Source organism: Nocardia sp. NPDC057663, from assembly GCF_042799895.1.
GTDB lineage: Bacteria > Actinomycetota > Actinomycetes > Mycobacteriales > Mycobacteriaceae > Nocardia.
Window position 1 is genome coordinate 48,847 of sequence record NZ_JBHVHX010000002.1, and the last position, 17,354, is coordinate 66,200.

Sequence of the window (17,354 nt, forward strand, 5' to 3'; positions counted from 1 at the left end):
CCACGAGCAAAAGGACACATCATGACCAACGCACTGACCGACATCGAGCAGATCAACGCCGAGCTGATGGCCGGCGGCGCCCGCAACCCGTTCGGCCGCGAGGTCCAGGCCGGGGACGGGGTGAGCGGCGAGATCATCGCCGTGGTGCGCCGCCACCGCCACAACGGCCAGGGGCAGCCGCTGTTCTGGGTCAACCGCAAGCCGCAGCCCGCGCAGTCCGGTGACCCGGTGATCGACTCGCAGCTCATCCTCGAGACCGATGCCCGCGACGACGACCAGGACGACGGTCTGCGCGCGATCACGATGGACCGCGACGTCCAGCGCGCCATCCGGATCGGTCTGCGCCGGGCCCGCTCCAACGGCGTCGCGATCGGCGGCCGTATCGAGGGCCTGTTGTTCGTCGGCCCGGCCGAGGGCGGCGTCGGCCGCGTCTATGACCTCGGCAGCTACACTGCGCCCGCGTAATTCAGCCGCGCAGTAGTCCAGGAGCCCCTGGCCCGTGATCGGGTCGGGGGCTTTGTCGTGTTCCAGCCCGCTCGGGTTGGGAGGTGCTGCCGCACGAGCTTCGCTCGCTTGCCTCGGAGGATCTGCCTGCCGCGGTTCGGTGGTCGGGCGGTTCCTGGTTTCCCCAACTGTTCCCCTGGCCCTTCCTCCGAAGGCTTCACGAGCACGGACGGTGGGTTGCTCAAGGGTGGCCGCAGGCCATCGCCGTAGGCGACGCGACGAAGGAGCGCCCTTGAACTGCCCGCCGTCCGTGCTCACGCTGTCATGCCGAGGAAGGGCGATCTTTTCGTGGTCTCGAAGGAGGCAGAAGTCGATCTTGGTGGAGGTCGAAGCCGCGAAAACTCCGCGAATTTCTAGCGAATCAGGCATACAAACTAGTGCGGGTTTTTCGCGCTCTCATCCACCACTCCTCCCACCCTGTGAGCTGCGGTTAAGGGCGGGATTTCTGCTCACTCCCCACCCCCACCCAGTTCGACATCTCATCACCCACTGCGTGTCCAATGAGATGTCGAACTGGGTGGGGGTGGGGAGCAATCAGAAATCAAAAGACAAGTAGGGGATGGGTGGAGTGGTGGTTGAGAGAAAAAGAAGTGGTTGCGTTGGGAGTACATCGGAAAGTTTGCGAATGGGTTGCGTTGGGAGTCGGTAACGGTGGTGCTGTCAGGTGTGCGAGGCTGCGGTCTACTGCCGCGGCTGTGGTGGTGGGTGGTGGGCTTAGCGCGTGTGCCGGTGGGTGCGTGGTGCGCTGGCTCGTGAGTATGGTCCTTGAGGTGACGCGGGTCAGGCCCGGGAGCGGGTATCGCGAGCTGCGCTCGCGCGGATCCTCGCGGGGCGTGGTGTCCGTCCCTCTCGGCGTGGCCTGATCTGAGGGCTATCACCACGGCTCTGGGAGTCAAGGGCGCCTACGGCGTCGGCTGCGCCGATGGCTGCGCCACCCTTGACGCCCGCCGCCGTGGTGATCGAGTCGCCCTCAGGCCACACCGAGAGGGACAAACACCACACAGACCGGCCGTCGCTCAGATTCGGAGATCACGGCCGGTGGCCGTGGAAGGGCATTCCGCTCGTCGCGGGGGCAGGCCGCCCAAAAGGGTGGGCCGGGGCAGGACCGATTGGCGGGTCTACCGCGGCCACAAGCACGCGGATTGGTCTGCTTCATCGGATTCTGCGCGCAGCAATCACATGGCTATGTGGACAGCTATGTCTTGGCGATCTGCCGCGATGTGCCGCTGTCAGGTTGCGAATCTGCGGCGAGATTCTGGCACACGTGCAACCTGAAAATTGCTGGTAGTTGGCATATTTGGCCGTACTAGAGCCTGGACTGGCGTGTATGACATCTGAATCCGCGGACGCCCGGCCCAGGTTGTTGCGCCTCGTTGTCAGTGGGGTTGTGTCGGTGGAGGTCGGTAGCCTGGTCGATCGGGCCGGTAGAACCGGCCGCAGATGACTTGTGAAGGAGACGGCCATGCCGGCGTGGGCGTTCAAATCGGTTGGTGACGATCGCGATTGGCAGAGCAACGACGGATACCCCGACGTCCACGGATCCCAGTACGTCTACAACAACAAGGTCGGAAACTCCCAAAACGTCAAGACCGGCGACATCGTCGTGGTGCACGACCGCAAGGTCGTCCACGGCGTCTCCCGGATCGAAGACATCAAGGTCGAACCCGATGTGCCGGTGCTGATCCGACGATGCCCGAACCCCAAATGTCGGAAGACGGGCGCCGGACTCCGCAAGACCAGGACGCCGCTATACCTGTGTGGCAAGTGCCGCCACGAGTTCGACGAACCGATCATCGAATACGAGTCCCGGACCGTCTACACCGCGATCTTCGGGGCTGAGTGGTGCACCGTCGACGGGCCTGTATCAGCCGATGCGCTCAAGTCGGTGCTGATGGTTGCCGACACACAGAGCGCGATCCGCAAAGCTGACCCTGACAAACTCGCCGATCTGCTCGGCGAAGTCGCGGCCGACGATGCGGCACTACTGGACGAGACACCAGCCGCCGATCTGGATTCGGCGAATCCGATCGCCGGCGGCCGGCGCCGCCGCATGGTTACCGTTCGCAACAACCAAGGACAGTTCCGCCGCGCGGTGATCAGACGAGACGGACTCGTCTGCGCCATCACCGGACCCGCGCCGTCGAGCGCCCTACATGCCGCACACCTACGTGCCTTCGCCGTGCACGAGTCCCACAATCCCAACGAAGGATTGATGCTCCGCACCGATATCCACGGACTGTTCGACGCCGGTCTCCTCGCCGTGGATCCAGACACCATGGAGATCGTGGCGTCACCCGAACTCGTTGCGTATCCGCACTACTGGAGCCTTCGTGGGACCAGGATCGAATCAGGTCCGTGGAGAGCAGCGTTGGCTGACCACTTCGCGGAGGTGTCGCAGGGCTGGCCGTGCTCGAATGCGGAGGAGGCCAGGAACCGCGGCACACGCTCCACGACGGTTGAGGCCGGTCGCGAACCTCGATCTGAAGGAGATCCGCTGTGACGGTCTCGTGCGTGGACTGTGATGCCCAAATTGATGCACGGCCGAATCGAAAAGGCCCGAGTCGCAGGCGTTGCGCTTCCTGTAATCGCGTTCGACGCCGAGACTTGCAACGCGCACGTGCGGATATGCATCGTGCTGCACAGTGGGGCGTTCCTTCCGAGGTAGTCGTCGCCCGGAAGATATTCGAGCGGGACGAGTGGATCTGCCACCTGTGCAGCAAGGAGATCCCAGCTTCTCTTCGTACCACACGCAAGGTCGGTAGCGCGTACGAGCCTCTATCGCCGGTCATGGATCATGTAATTCCGCTTTCGAAAGGTGGTCCCCACACCGAGGGAAACTGCCGTACTGCGCATTGGACATGCAATGCAAAGAAGTACATCGGAGAGCCAGAATCAGTCACGAAGCCTCCGATCGATAAAGTAGTTCAGCATATCGTCCCGCGACCAACGAAATCAGGAAAGCGGTGTCGGGTCAATCGCTGCCCGAGGGAAGTCAAGACCGCGTCGTATTGCGGACCCCATTATCACCGCTTGCGAAAATATGATGACCCTCTGGCAGTAAAGTGTGGCTGTGGGTGTGGCGAGATCCTGCGAGTCAAACCCGACTTCTTTGGCATATTATATATGTCCGGGCATGGGATTGCCGGAAAGCCTCTGTCGCCAGAGGAAAAATTGCGCGAGAATCTGAAGCGGCAGCCAGTGTCGGAGTATGGTCGGGAAGCGTACGGGGTGTTCGACGACTGTTTAGTGTGGACTGGTCCGAAGAATCCGCAGGGTTACGGCAAGCTGTACGTGGGTGTGCCAGGTATGAAGCGACGTGGCAAGACCTACTTGGCGCATCGATTGGCATATATTCTTGCTTATGGACCCGATTCCGTCACAAATCTGTCGGTCGACCATCTCTGCTATGTACCGCTATGCTGCAATCCAAACCATTTGGAGGCGGTCACCCTTGAGGAGAACGTTCGGCGAGCCGGGGAGAGAGTCACTCACTGCCCCAAGGGGCACGAATATTCGGGTGGAAACGTCGACTCGAATGAACACGGCCACCGGCGCTGCCGTCAATGCAATACTGACCGCTACCACATGGAGATCCTGGGACATGAGTTCGTCGAAGATCTAGCCGGAACCAGCATGAAGAGGCGCTCCTGTCGAGTATGTAATGAGGTGAAGGCGAAGACGGCGAGCTACTGTCCGCAGGGGCACGAGTACGACGAGGGCAACACCCGGATCGGTACCGACGGCAAGAAATATTGCGTCCAGTGCACGCTAGATCGAACCCATATACCGCAATTTGGTCATGCATTTGAAGTTGACGTGGCGCACTCGTCACCCAAACGGAGACGTTGTCGAATTTGCATGGACAGTGCGCCCACCGTAACGCACTGTGTACAAGGGCACGAATACAACGAGCTTACCCTTGAATTTACCGGCAAGGGACATCGCCGCTGCGCATTGTGCCGACTTGGTGCCGGACACAAAGAAAAGACAGGGCATGATTATGTGATCGAACTCGGAGGCGAATCGAGCTCGAGAAGATGTGCTACTTGTCGACTGGATAAGGAGTCGACGCCGCAATTTTGTCCGGCCGGACATGAATTCACGACAGAAAATACTTTCTATAAGAACGGCTGGAGGAATTGTAGAGCGTGTAACTTCAACCGTGCACACCTTCGTGATAAGGGGCACGAATTCGAAAATGACCCGAACTTCGTCAGCAGTAAAATCAGGCGATGCAGGATCTGTTACGAACGAAGGGTTGCGTCAAAAGTCCGAGGGTAGAAGAACGGCTGACGAATGGCTTTTGCGATTACCCCGCTGCGGGCATCGTATCTGCCGCGCGGGCTCGATGCGAAGGACGTGCACATCGCGGTTCCGGACCGATGAGACGAGACTACGGTTGCCTACTTCTGGATGACCGAGCCCGGCATTGATTTTGACGCCGACGGGATGGTGGGCGGACCGCTGACGTTGGCCAGCGGCCGTCGAGTTTGGTTCTCGGCTGGGACGGAGCAAGTGGACCAGTTGGAGGAGTATGACATCGCGGGTTCGATGATCGAGCCCACGATTCCCGGCAAGCGCGACGTAGCGGCACCAGGGTTCTTAGTGAGAGGGCCCCGATGGGGATAGGGTGCGGCAACGTTGAGCGCGTTTCGGTACCTGTGAGGGCGAGGACGCACCGAACAACCGTCCGTCTCGCCTCGCTACCGAGACCGCGGACCTGATCGAGCAGAATTGCTACCGTGCCTGGTGGGCTGGGAGTGCCTGAAGCGGCGCAGCGTTCTGCCTGTCTGGCCTTGCAAGGCGGATGGCCGGCAGTCTCCGCCGCTTTGCGTGGGTGTGGATCCACGCGGGATGATCGACAGACTACCGTTGACGACTAATAGATTATGCTCGAATGCTCGTCTACCAGCACTGTCGTTGCAGGTCAGCACAACGCTGAAAGTGTTTGATCTCATAATCCGCTGGTAGCAGGTTGTCCTGATCTGTACTGCCGGACCCGCGCCGTTACAGCTGGTCTCCCAGCCGCGCCCTGCGGTGTGCATCTCTGGCCCGCTCGTCGGCGACCGACGCGCCGTAGCGGCTGAGCATCTGCCTGGATCGCCAGCCTGCCAGCATCATCAGGTCCTGTTCCTGGCCACCGTTGGCGAGCCAGTTGTGGGCGAAGAAGTGCCGCAATTGGTGGGGGTGGATGTGGTCGATCCCCGCGGCTTGCGCGCGCCTCTCGATCATTTGCTGGATGCCAGAGGCTGTCATCGGGCCGAACCGACCGAGCCACAGGGCAGGGCTGTCGTTCGCCGCAGCCGGGTGCTTGGATCGGGCGCGCAGGTACCGGCGTAGGGCGGTGCGTGTCTTGTCGCCGAACGGCAACGTGCGCGGCCGACGACCCTTGCCGAGGACCATCACGGTGTTCTCTGTGAAGTCGAGGGCGTCGAGATCGAGGTTGGCGACCTCGCCGATGCGGGGGCCGGCGTCGGCCATCAGCCGAATGATCGCAGAGTCGCGCCGGTCGTCGAAGGATGTGCCGTCGCAATCAGTGAGCAGCTTCCGCAACGCGTCGACCGGTGGAACCGGGATCTTCTTCTCCGGAACGATCGGAGGCGACATCCTCGCGAACGGGTCCACCTCGAGGAGCTCCTCGCGAACAAGGTACTTGCAGAACTGCTGCAAGCTGCGGTACTGGCGGTGCGCGTACTCCGGCGTCACCGGCTTCTGAGTGCGCTGATTCGGGCGATTGAGCGTGTGCTCGATGTACGCGCCGAGCCGCTGACGTGTCAGGGATTCGAGGGTGGGCGGCAGATTCTCGCTGATTAGGTACTTGCGGAAGTATCCGACGTCCCGCGCGTAGAGGTCGATCGTGCCCTTGGCCTTGTTTTGCTGCCGCAGCTCGCTCGTAAAGTCCTCGAGGAGCTCTTTTATGTCGTCGAGGTCCTGGCTCATGCAGCCACTCTACCTGCGATGTTTCTAGCTGTTGAAGCTTTGTGCTGAAGTGAGTCACGGCCCCTGACCGGCAATTCTTGCAGGTCAGGAGCCGTTTGCGCCCCCGGCAGGAATCGAACCTGCGACCTAGGGATTAGAAGGCCCTTGCTCTATCCAACTGAGCTACGGAGGCAGTGGCATCCACCTTGGCCGAACTCGGCCCCGGTGTCCAGCGCGAAAAGTATAGCGACCGACCAAATCGAGATCCGGGGTCGGGAGCGACGCCCCATCGGGGCGGCTCCGGGCACGCCGAACTACCCTCGTTGTCATGTCGTTATCGCAGGACCCCTCCGCTGGACCCGCCGAGGACGGCGCGCCATCGGTGGCAGCGGGTCGGGCGGCGCCGACAGGGAACGCCGTGTCCTTCCGGGTGCTGAGTGTCGTCGCGGGTGCGATGGCCGCCTTCGTCGCGGCCGTCGTGGTCGGGTTGTCTGCGGCGCAAGCCTTGAGTCTGCTGGGTATACCCGATCCGGGGCCGTTGACAACATATGGCTTGCCCGCGCTGCGTGCGGTGGCCGATCTCGCCGCCGCGGTGACCGTCGGCTCGTTGCTGTTCGCCGCGTTCCTGCTGCCCCCGCGCGACAGCGGACTGCTCGAGGCGGGCGGCTACCGCGCGGTGCGCCGGGCCTCGGCCGCCGCGCTGGTCTGGGCCGCGTGTGCCGCGCTGCTGGTGCCGCTGACGGTGTCGGACACCACCGGTCAGCCGGTCGGTGACATCTGGCGGCCCGAGGTGCTGTGGCCGGTGATCGCGCAGGTCGAAGTGGCGGGCGCGTGGCGGACGACGACGCTGTTCGCGCTGATCGTGGCCATCGGCTGCCGGTTGGCGCTGCGCTGGGGCTGGACGCCACTGCTGCTGGCCGGCTCACTGATCACCATGATGCCGCTGGCGCTGACCGGGCATTCGTCCTCGGGCGGCGCCCACGATGTGGCGACCAACTCGTTGATCCTGCACATGGTGTCGGCGTCGGTGTGGGTCGGCGGCCTGGTCGCGGTGCTGGCCTACGCCCTGCGCGGCGGGCCGGGCACCGAGATCGCGGCGCGGCGGTTCTCGCTCGCCGCGACCGTCGCCTTCGTCGTGATCGGCCTCAGCGGGGTGATCAACGCCTGGGTGCGGCTGCCCGTGTCGGACCTGTTCAGCACCACCTACGGCAAGCTGGTGCTCGCCAAGGTGGCGGCGCTGCTGGTCCTGGGCGTCCTCGGTTATCTGCAGCGCCGGGCCGCGCTGCCCGCCCTGGCCGCCGACCCGGGCGACCGCAGGGCGCTGATCCGGTTCGCCGGGGTGGAGATGCTGATCTTCGCGGCCACCATCGGCCTGGCCGTCGGGCTCGGCCGCACCCCGCCACCGCCGCCCACCGCGATCCCGACGCCGGTCGAAGTGGAACTCGGCTACACCCTCGCCGGGCCGCCGACCGTGAGCCGGCTGCTGTTCGACTGGCGGTTCGACCTGATCTTCGGAACCCTGGCCATCGTGCTGGCCGCGCTCTACCTGCTCGGGGTCTACCGTCTGCGCAAGCGCGGCGACGCCTGGCCGGTCGGGCGGACCATCGCCTGGTGCAGCGGCTGCCTGGTGCTGCTGCTGGCCACGTCCTCGGGTGTCGGGCGCTACGCCCCGGCGATGTTCAGCGTGCACATGGGCGCGCACATGGCGTTGTCGATGCTGGCGCCGATCCTGCTGGCACTCGGCGGTGCGGTGACACTCGCGCTGCGCGCGCTGCCGCCGGCCGGGCGCGAGGGAGTGCCCGGTCCGCGTGAGTGGATTCTGGCCGCGGTGCACAACCCGGTCTCGCGGTTCCTGACCCAGCCGGTCGTCGCCTCGATCATCTTCGTCGCCGGGTTCTACGCGCTGTACCTGGGCGGGATCTTCGACGCCTCGGTCGACTCGCACGCCGCCCACCTGATGATGAACGCGCACTTCCTGCTCAGCGGCTACCTGTTCTACTGGGTGGTGATCGGCATCGATCCCAAGCCGCGTGAGGTGGCGCCGCTGACCAAGCTGGGAATGGTGTTCGGCACGTTGCCGTTCCACGCCTTCTTCGGCATCGCGCTGATGAGCATGACCACGGTGCTCGGCGGCTGGTTCTACCGCACCCTCGGCCTCGGCTGGAACATCGACCTGCTGGCCGACCAGCGCAACGGCGGCAGCTTCGCCTGGGCCAGTGGTGAGGTGCCGCTGGTCGTGGTGATGCTGGCGCTGCTGATCCAATGGTCGCGCAGCGACCAGCGGCTGGCCAAGCGCACCGACCGGGCCGCCGACCGTGACAACGACGCCGAGCTGACCGCCTACAACGCGATGTACGCCGAGCTGGCGCGACGTGACCGCGAGGTCCGCCGGTGAGCGGATGCGGGGTGCCGATCAGCGAATCGACCGACCGCGCCGAACCGCCGCGGGTACTCCGCTCTGATGTGCGGGCGGCGCGGCGGAGGCTGGCGGGCCGGGTGCGCAAGACGCCGGTGTTCCATACCAGGGTGGACGGACCGGACGGACCGGTGCCGGTCTCGCTGAAGCTGGAGTTCCTGCAGCACGGCGGCACGTTCAAGGTGCGCGGCGTGCTCAACGCGCTGCTCGCCGCCGATGTGGGCGCCGACCATGTCGTCGTCGCCTCCGGCGGCAATGCCGGGATCGCGGTCGCGCTGGCCGCGGCGCAGCTGGGTAAGGCGTGCACGGTGGTGGTGCCGGAATCGGCGCCGCACACCAAGGTCGCGGCGATGTGGGCGCACGGCGCCGAGGTGCTCTGGCACGGCACGAGCTATGCCGAGGCCCAGCGCAAGGCCGTCGCCCTGGCGGCCGAACGCGGCGCCGAACATCTGCATGCCTACGACATGCCCGCGGTGGTCGCCGGTGCGGGCGTTATCGGCCTCGAGCTGGAAGAACAGGTGCGTGGCAGGCCGCCGGTGCTGGCCGCGATCGGCGGCGGCGGCCTGATCGCGGGCCTTGGCGCCGCGCTGGGCAGGCGCAGGCACATCGTCGGCGTCGAGTCCGAGCACACGCCGGCGCTCTCGGCCGCGCTGGCGGCGGGCGCGCCGGTCGACGTGGACGCGCAGTCGAGGGGCTCCGAACTGTTGTGCGCGACGCGGGTCGGCGATATCGCCTTCGATATCGCCCGCAGGCACCGGATGCCCGTGCTGTCGGTCGCCGACGACGCGATCGCCGCGGCCCGCGAATACCTGTGGCGGGAATTCCGCGTCGTCGTCGAGCTCGAGGGTGCCGCCGCCCTGGCGGCGGTGCAGAGCGGCGTGTACCGCCCGGAGCCGGGTGTGCGGCCGGTCGTCGTCCTGTGCGGGGCGAACACCGAACTCCCCGTGCTCTGACACGGGCGATATCCACAACCGCCGTAGTTGTCCCCACCTGCGGGCGCGGCCTCCCGTTCCCCGGCGCGACGGGCCATCCTTGGATGGTCAGAGCAACAACGACCGAGCGGGGGCGGGTTCGATGTACGAGGCACATGCGACGGTGATCGGGACGGTGGTCACCCATCCGGTGCGGCGCGATCTCGCCAACGGCGAGCAGGTGGTGACGTTCCGGATGGCGAGCAACTCACGCCGCTTCGACGCCGCGGCGGGGGAATGGGTGGACAACGGCACCCTCTACCTCACGGTGTCTTGCTGGCGCAGGCTGGTGACCGGGGTGGACCGGTCGCTGCACCGGGGCGACCCGGTGATCGCCTACGGTCAGCTGCGCTCGCACGAATACCGTGGCAAGGACGGCACCGAGCGCCGCGATCTGGAGATGCGCGCGGTCGCGGTGGGGCCTGATCTGGGCCGGTGCAGCGCGTCGGTCGTGCGCCGCTCCGACGCTGCCCGGCCGGCGCCACACGCGGTGCGGAATATTTCGGACCGCCGTGGCGCTGTACTCCCGGTCTCCGCCGAGGACGTGGCCGAGTATGCGCCGACGGCACCCACTGCCGTAGCCTCTACGACCGCGGCGGATTCCCTCCCGGCGCGATCGCCGGTTGCGGTGCCGAGCTCAGGCATGCCCGAGCAGGTCGACGCCTGAGGGTCGCTCCGCGGCACCCAGCCCGCTCCGCATCTCACCCCCGTTACCCGCACCGATAGGCTTCCGTATATGGCTGAGTTCATTTATCAGATGATCAAGGTTCGCAAGGCGCACGGCGACAAGGTCATTCTCGACGACGTGACGCTGAACTTCCTGCCCGGCGCCAAGATCGGTGTGGTCGGCCCGAACGGCGCTGGTAAGTCCAGCGTGCTGAAGATCATGGCGGGACTGGACCGGCCGAACAACGGCGAGGCGTTCCTCGCGCCGGGCGCGACAGTCGGCATCCTCATGCAGGAACCGCACCTGAACGAGGAGAAGACCGTCCGCGGCAACGTGGAGGAGGGCCTCGGCGAGGTCAAGGTGAAGCTGGATCGCTTCAACGAGATCGCCGAACTGATGGCCACCGACTACTCCGACGAGCTCATGGACGAGATGGGCAAGCTGCAGGAGTTCCTCGACCACGCCGACGCGTGGGACGTCGACTCCCAGCTCGAGCAGGCCATGGACGCGCTGCGCTGCCCGCCGCCGGACGAGCCGGTCACCAACCTGTCCGGTGGTGAGCGTCGCCGTGTCGCGCTGTGCAAGCTGCTGCTGAGCAAGCCCGATCTGCTGCTGCTCGACGAGCCGACCAACCACCTCGACGCCGAGAGTGTGCTGTGGCTCGAGCAGCACCTGGCTTCCTACGCGGGCGCCGTGCTGGCCGTCACCCACGACCGGTACTTCCTCGACAACGTCGCCCAGTGGATCCTCGAGCTCGACCGTGGTCGCGCCTACCCCTACGAGGGCAACTACTCCACCTACCTGGAGAAGAAGGCCCAGCGTCTCGAGGTTCAGGGCAAGAAGGACCAGAAGCTGCAGAAGCGCCTCAAGGAGGAGCTGGCCTGGGTGCGCTCGGGTGCCAAGGCCCGCCAGGCCAAGAACAAGGCCCGCCTCGGCCGCTACGAGGAGATGGCCGCGGAGGCCGAGAAGCACCGTAAGTTGGACTTCGAGGAGATCCAGATCCCCGCGGGTCCGCGCCTGGGCGACATCGTGGTCAACGTGTCGAACCTGGACAAGGGCTTCGGCGATCGTCAGCTGATCAAGGATCTGTCGTTCACGTTGCCGCGCAACGGCATCGTCGGCGTCATCGGCCCCAACGGTGTCGGTAAGACCACGCTGTTCAAGACCATCGTCGGCCTGGAATCGCCCGACAGCGGCGAGGTGAAGGTCGGCGAGACGGTCAAGCTCAGCTACGTCGACCAGAACCGCGCGGGCATCGACCCGAAGAAGAACGTCTGGCAGGTCGTCTCCGAGGGGCTCGACTTCATCGAGGTCGGCAACCAGGAGATGCCCTCGCGCGCGTACGTCAGCGCGTTCGGCTTCAAGGGCCCGGACCAGCAGAAGCCGGCCGGGGTGCTCTCCGGTGGTGAGCGCAACCGCCTGAACCTGGCGCTGACCCTCAAGCAGGGTGGCAACCTGATCCTGCTCGACGAGCCGACCAACGACCTCGACGTCGAAACCCTCAGCTCGCTGGAGAACGCGCTCGACCAGTTCCCCGGCTGCGCCGTCGTGATCTCCCACGACCGCTGGTTCCTCGACCGGACCTGCACCCACATCCTCGCGTGGGAGGGTGACGACGACAACGACGCCAAGTGGTTCTGGTTCGAGGGCAACTTCGAGGCCTACGAGGCGAACAAGATCGAGCGCCTCGGCGCGGAAGCGGCCCGCCCGCACCGGGTGACGCACCGCAAGCTGACCCGCGACTGATTCGCGGCGCGCACAACGGCCCGGCGGGGTCGATCGGTGAACGATCGATCCTGCCGGGCCGTCGTCGTCGGTGCGCGAAAAGTGCTGGTAGCCGGGGCGTGTCCGGAGTTCACCGAACGTTGGCCAAGTTACCGGCGCGGCAAGGGGAAAAACCTTCCGCGTGTCCAAGTGCCCGCGGCTAGTCTCGAATTTGCGTCACCTGAGTTGCGGAATCGAAGCGAACCGAATCCATGGGAGTGGGCTAAACGATGACGGTCTCGTCGGAAATGTCGAGCGCGGCGTGGGCCGCGGGAATGCCGCAAAGCTTGCGCGGTGAGCTCGCGACACTCGAGGGAGCGTATTTCCGACACGTCGACGCCGGTGACGCCGACTTCCCGGTCACCGGCATCAACCAGATCTTCCGGCGACACATGGAGCTGGCCGCCGAACGCCCCGCCGGCACGGCGCTGGTGCGGGTCTACCATCCCGACGACGGGTCGAGCATGGGCGCGGCGGTGCAGGTGGTCACTGACGACATGCCGCTGCTGGTCGAGTCGATCACCGCGGCGCTGGCCAGGATGCAGGTCAGCGTCACCGAGGTCATCCACCCGATCTTCGAGGTCACCCGCGACGAGCACGGCGTGCTGGTCACCGCGGCACCGCACGAGGTCGACGCCAACGGCGAGACCGGGAAGCCCGAGTCGTGGATGCACCTGCAGCTGCATCCGTCGACCAGCCGGGCCCAGCTCGACCACATCGAGCGGACCGTGCCCGCGGTGCTCGCCGACGTTCGCCAGGTCATCGACGACACCGAGGCGATGACCCAGGTGCAGAGCTCGCTGGCCGACCAGCTCGATCGCGCTGCGGCCGCAGGCGCGGGTCCGTTCCCGGCCGACGACCTGGCCGAGTGCGCGCAGCTGCTGCGCTGGCTGGCCCGCGGCAACTTCACGCTGCTCGGGTACGCGCGCTACCACCGCCAGATCGACCACGGCCACACCGTGTCGACGCCGGTGCCCGGCGTGAGTCTCGGGGTGCTGCGCGCCGATACCGGCACCGACTTCCAGGTGCCGCTCAACGGCGGCGACCGCCCGCTGCTGATGCTTACCCAGGGCCTGGTCCGCGCGACCGTGCACCGCTCGGTGTACCCGTACTTCATCGGCGTCGCCGACGTGGACGACGACGGCACCGTGGCGGGCGTGCACCTGTTCATCGGCGTGTTCACCGTCAGCGCCGTACACGAGAACGTGCTCGACATCCCGGTCATCAACACCCGGGTGCGGACCGCGATCGAGGCGGCGGGATTCGACAAGGACTCCTTCTCCGGGCAGGCGATGCTCGAGGTGATCGAGTCGTTCCCGCGCACCGAGCTGTTCTCCGCCGACACCGAGGCGATGCGCCGCACCGCCGTCGCCGTGCTCGGCGTCGGTCTGCGCAGGCAGGTGCGGTTGTTCCTGCGCAGTGACAGATACGGCCGGTTCGTCGCCTGCATGGTGTACCTGCCGCGGGATCGCTACACCACGGCGGTGCGCCTGCAGATGCAGGAGATCCTGGTGCGCGAGCTCGGTGGCACCGACATCGACTACTCCGCGCGGGTGAGCGAAAGCGAGCTCGCCAGTGTGTATTTCACGGTGACGCTGTCTGCCGATGCCACCGCGGCGCCCGACACCTCCGAGGACAACCGGCTGCGCCTGCAGGGCCTGCTGAACGCGGCCAGCCACACCTGGGACGACCGGATCGACGACGAGGTCGCCACCTCCACCGTGCTGGATCCCGCGGTGGTGAAACGGTATTCGGACGCGTTCCCGGAAAGCTACAAGGAGGACTTCGGTCCCGCCCGGGCGCTGGCCGATATCGGCAGGCTGGAACGGCTCACCGAGGGCGGCATCGGCCAGCACCTGTACCGCAAGCCGGAGGCCGCGCCGGGCTCGTGGCGGTTCAGCCTCTACATCGCCGGCGCGGCCGTCTCACTGAGCCAGGTGCTGCCGGTGCTGCAGAGCCTGGGTGTCGAGGTGGTCGACGAGCGGCCCTACCAGCTGGAGATGGACGGCGGCGCCGAGCGCTGGATCTACGACTTCGGCCTGCAGGCCAGGCCCGAGCTGCTGCGCAACGCGCTCGGCGGCGATCTCGACGCCGAACTGCTCGAGCAGGCGAGCCACGAGCTGCACTCCCGGTTCACCGATGCGTTCGAGGCGGTCTGGTACGACCGGGCCGAGGCCGACGGACTCAACGAGCTGGTGCTGCGGGCCGGCCTGGCGTGGCGTTCGGTGGCGATCCTGCGCGCGTACGCGAAGTACCTGCAGCAGGCCGGTTTCCCGTACAGCCAGGTCAATATCGCCCGGGTGCTGCTGGCCCATCCCGAGGTCTCGCGCGCGTTCGTCGAGCTGTTCGCGGCGCGCTTCGATCCGGTTACCGTCTCGGCCGAGGCCGCCGCCGAGATCGAGACGAGGGTGCGGGCCGGGATCGACGAAGTGGTCAGCATGGACGCCGACCGCATCCTGCGCGCCATCCTCGGTCTGATCAAGGCGACCCTGCGCACCAACTACTACGTTGTCGACGCCGAGGGTCGGCCGCGTGAGTACCTCTCGTTCAAGGTGGAGCCGCGCGAGATCGCCGAATTGCCCAAGCCGCGACCGCAATTCGAGATCTTCGTCTACTCGCCGCGCGTCGAAGGCGTGCACCTGCGCTTCGGTTCGGTGGCCCGCGGTGGCCTGCGCTGGTCGGACCGGCTCGAAGATTTCCGCACCGAGATCCTGGGCCTGGTGAAGGCGCAGGCGGTGAAGAACGCGGTGATCGTGCCGGTCGGCGCGAAGGGCGGCTTCGTGGTGAAGCGCCCGCCCGCCGCCACCGGCGATCCCGCCGCCGACCGGCAGGCGAGCATCGCCGAGGGCACCGCCTGCTATCGCACGTTCATCTCCGGGCTGCTCGACGTCACCGACAATGTCGACCTGACCACGGGCGCGGTGCTCCCGCCCGCCCGGGTGGTCCGTCGCGACGGTGACGACACCTACCTGGTGGTCGCCGCCGACAAGGGCACCGCCAGCTTCTCCGACATCGCCAACGACGTGGCCACCAGCTACGGCTTCTGGCTCGGCGACGCGTTCGCCTCCGGCGGTTCGGCGGGCTACGACCACAAGGCGATGGGCATCACCGCCAGGGGTGCGTGGGAGGCGGTCAAGCGCCACTTCCGCGAGATGGGCATCGACACCCAGAGTCAGGACTTCACCGTCGTCGGCGTCGGCGACATGAGCGGTGACGTCTTCGGCAACGGCATGCTGCTCTCGCGCCACATCCGGCTGGTCGCCGCGTTCGACCATCGGCACATCTTCCTCGACCCGAATCCCGACGCCGCCACTTCCTACGCCGAGCGCGAGCGGCTGTTCGCACTGCCGCGTTCCTCGTGGGCCGACTACGACCGCAGCCTGATCAGCGCGGGCGGTGGCGTGTACGAGCGGACCGTGAAGTCGGTGCCGATCTCCCCGCAGGCCAGAGCAGTGCTCGGCCTGCCGGATGCGGTGCAGGCGCTCACGCCGCCGGAACTGGTGCGGGCCATCCTGCTCGCGCCGGTGCAGTTGCTGTGGAACGGCGGCATCGGCACCTACGTCAAGGCCGGCACCGAATCCAATGCCGAGGTGGGCGACAAGTCCAACGACGCGGTGCGCGTCGACGGTAATCAGTTGCGGGTCAAGGTGATCGGCGAGGGCGGCAATCTGGGCGCCACCGCACTGGGCCGGATCGAGTTCTGCCGCTCGGGCGGCAAGATGAACACCGACGCGCTGGACAACTCGGCGGGCGTCGACTGCTCCGACCACGAGGTCAACATCAAGGTCCTGCTCGACGGCGTGGTGAGCGCGGGCGCGCTCGCGCCCGCCGACCGCAATCCGCTGCTGGCCTCGATGACCGACGAGGTCGCGCGGATGGTGTTGCAGGACAACGTCGACCAGAACGTGCTGATCGGCATCGCGCGCACCGACGCGCCGCAGATGGTCAGCGTGCACGGCCGGGTCATCGACGATCTCGAACAGCGCCGCGGCCTGGACCGGGAGCTCGAGGCGCTGCCGTCGGACGTCGAGCTGAAGCGGCGCGACGAGGAGGGCCGCGGCCTCACCTCGCCGGAGCTGGCCAACCTGCTCGCGCATGTGAAGCTCGGGCTCAAGGTCGATCTGCTCGACACCGATCTGCCCGACAGCGCCTACTTCGCGCGACGGCTGCCGCGGTACTTCCCGACGCCGCTGCGCGAGCGGTTCGCCGCCGCGATCAAGAAGCACCGGCTGCGCCGCGAGATCGTCACCACGATGATCGTCAACGAGGTCGTCGACTACGGCGGCATCACCTACGCCCACCGGCTCGCCGAAGAAGTCGGGGCCAGCACCTCCGACACCGTCCGCGCCTTCGCCGCGGCCTCGGAGATCTTCGAGCTGCGCGATGTGTGGGCGCGCATCCGCAGCGCCGACGCCCCCGCCGGCGTGTGCGATCTGATGGAACTGGAGTCCAAGCGGACGCTGGACCGGGCCTCGCGCTGGCTGCTGAGCAACCGGCCGCAGCCGATCGCGGTCGGCGCGGAGATCAACCGGTACCACCGCCGGGTACAGGAGCTGGCACCGCAGGTGCCGGGCTGGCTGCGCGGGCACCACATCACCTCGCTGACCCAGGGCGCGGCCGAGCTGATCGCCCGTGGCGCGCCGACCGAGCTGGCGACCGAGGTGTTCGGTCTGCTCAGCCTGTATCCGCTGCTGGACGTGGTCGATATCGCCGATATCGCCGACCGTGACGGCGCCGAGGTGGGCGCGCTGTACTACGCGCTCAACGAGCACCTCAAGATCGACTGGCTGCTCGAGGCGGTCAGCCACCTCGAACGTGGCGACCGCTGGCACGCGCTGGCGCGGCTCGCCCTGCGCGACGACATGTACGGTTCGCTGCGCTCGCTCACCCTGGATGTGCTGTCCGGGGGTGACCCGGAGGAGACGGCCGACGAGAAAATTGCATACTGGGAGTCGAAGAACCAGTCCCGGCTCGGCCGTGCGCGCGCGGCGCTGTCGGAACTGTTCGAGTCCGGGACCCACGACCTCGCCACACTGTCGGTCGCCGCGCGACAGGTGCGGAGCATGGTGAGCGGGGTGGGCGCCCAATCGGAGGTACCACGGTGACGAGCTCG

At 66.4% G+C, this 17,354-nt stretch carries 9 protein-coding genes and 1 tRNA gene; 8 read left to right on the forward strand and 2 right to left on the reverse strand.

Annotated elements, in window-relative coordinates:
• Positions 1–21 precede the first annotated feature (21 nt).
• The 3 genes from ACFVAV_RS04955 to ACFVAV_RS04965 all read left to right on the forward strand — a co-directional run bounded on the left by ACFVAV_RS04955 (position 22) and on the right by ACFVAV_RS04965 (position 4,785).
• The gene (locus ACFVAV_RS04955; RefSeq protein ID WP_379030170.1) at positions 22–465 is read left to right on the forward strand and encodes a hypothetical protein; all 444 of its coding nucleotides are present in this window, start codon (positions 22–24) and stop codon (positions 463–465) included.
• Positions 466–2,173: 1,708 nt separating this feature from the next.
• Positions 2,174–3,004, forward strand: a complete 831-nt coding sequence (locus ACFVAV_RS04960; protein ID WP_379030173.1) for an HNH endonuclease — start codon at positions 2,174–2,176, stop codon at positions 3,002–3,004.
• Between the two features lie 287 nt (positions 3,005–3,291).
• The gene (locus tag ACFVAV_RS04965; RefSeq protein ID WP_379030176.1) at positions 3,292–4,785 is read left to right on the forward strand and encodes an HNH endonuclease; all 1,494 of its coding nucleotides are present in this window, start codon (positions 3,292–3,294) and stop codon (positions 4,783–4,785) included.
• A 726-nt stretch (positions 4,786–5,511) separates the two neighbouring features.
• On the opposite strand, the gene ACFVAV_RS04970 is transcribed toward ACFVAV_RS04965, so the two are convergent.
• Both ACFVAV_RS04970 and ACFVAV_RS04975 read right to left on the reverse strand, forming a co-directional pair.
• Positions 5,512–6,444, reverse strand: coding sequence for a tyrosine-type recombinase/integrase (locus tag ACFVAV_RS04970; RefSeq protein WP_379030179.1), 933 nt, complete (start codon positions 6,442–6,444; stop codon positions 5,512–5,514).
• Between the two features lie 98 nt (positions 6,445–6,542).
• A tRNA-Arg gene (locus tag ACFVAV_RS04975) sits at positions 6,543–6,616 on the reverse strand.
• A gap of 135 nt (positions 6,617–6,751) precedes the next feature.
• Here ACFVAV_RS04975 and ACFVAV_RS04980 point away from each other — a divergent pair.
• The 5 genes from ACFVAV_RS04980 (at position 6,752) to ACFVAV_RS05000 (ending at position 17,346) form a co-directional block, all read left to right on the forward strand.
• A complete protein-coding gene (locus ACFVAV_RS04980; protein ID WP_379030182.1) occupies positions 6,752–8,818 on the forward strand; it encodes a cytochrome c oxidase assembly protein in 2,067 nt (688 codons plus the stop codon).
• Positions 8,819–8,829: 11 nt separating this feature from the next.
• Complete coding sequence (locus tag ACFVAV_RS04985) at positions 8,830–9,792, forward strand: serine/threonine dehydratase (RefSeq protein WP_379030184.1); 963 nt, start codon at positions 8,830–8,832, stop codon at positions 9,790–9,792.
• A 121-nt stretch (positions 9,793–9,913) separates the two neighbouring features.
• Entirely contained in the window at positions 9,914–10,477 is a 564-nt protein-coding gene (locus tag ACFVAV_RS04990; protein ID WP_379030187.1) for a single-stranded DNA-binding protein, read from the forward strand.
• Positions 10,478–10,546: 69 nt separating this feature from the next.
• Positions 10,547–12,223 carry an energy-dependent translational throttle protein EttA gene (gene ettA / locus ACFVAV_RS04995; RefSeq protein WP_379030189.1) on the forward strand — a complete coding sequence of 559 codons (1,677 nt, stop codon included), beginning with the start codon at positions 10,547–10,549 and terminating at the stop codon, positions 12,221–12,223.
• Between the two features lie 248 nt (positions 12,224–12,471).
• Positions 12,472–17,346 carry an NAD-glutamate dehydrogenase gene (locus tag ACFVAV_RS05000; RefSeq protein WP_379030192.1) on the forward strand — a complete coding sequence of 1,625 codons (4,875 nt, stop codon included), beginning with the start codon at positions 12,472–12,474 and terminating at the stop codon, positions 17,344–17,346.
• Positions 17,347–17,354: the final 8 nt, after the last annotated feature.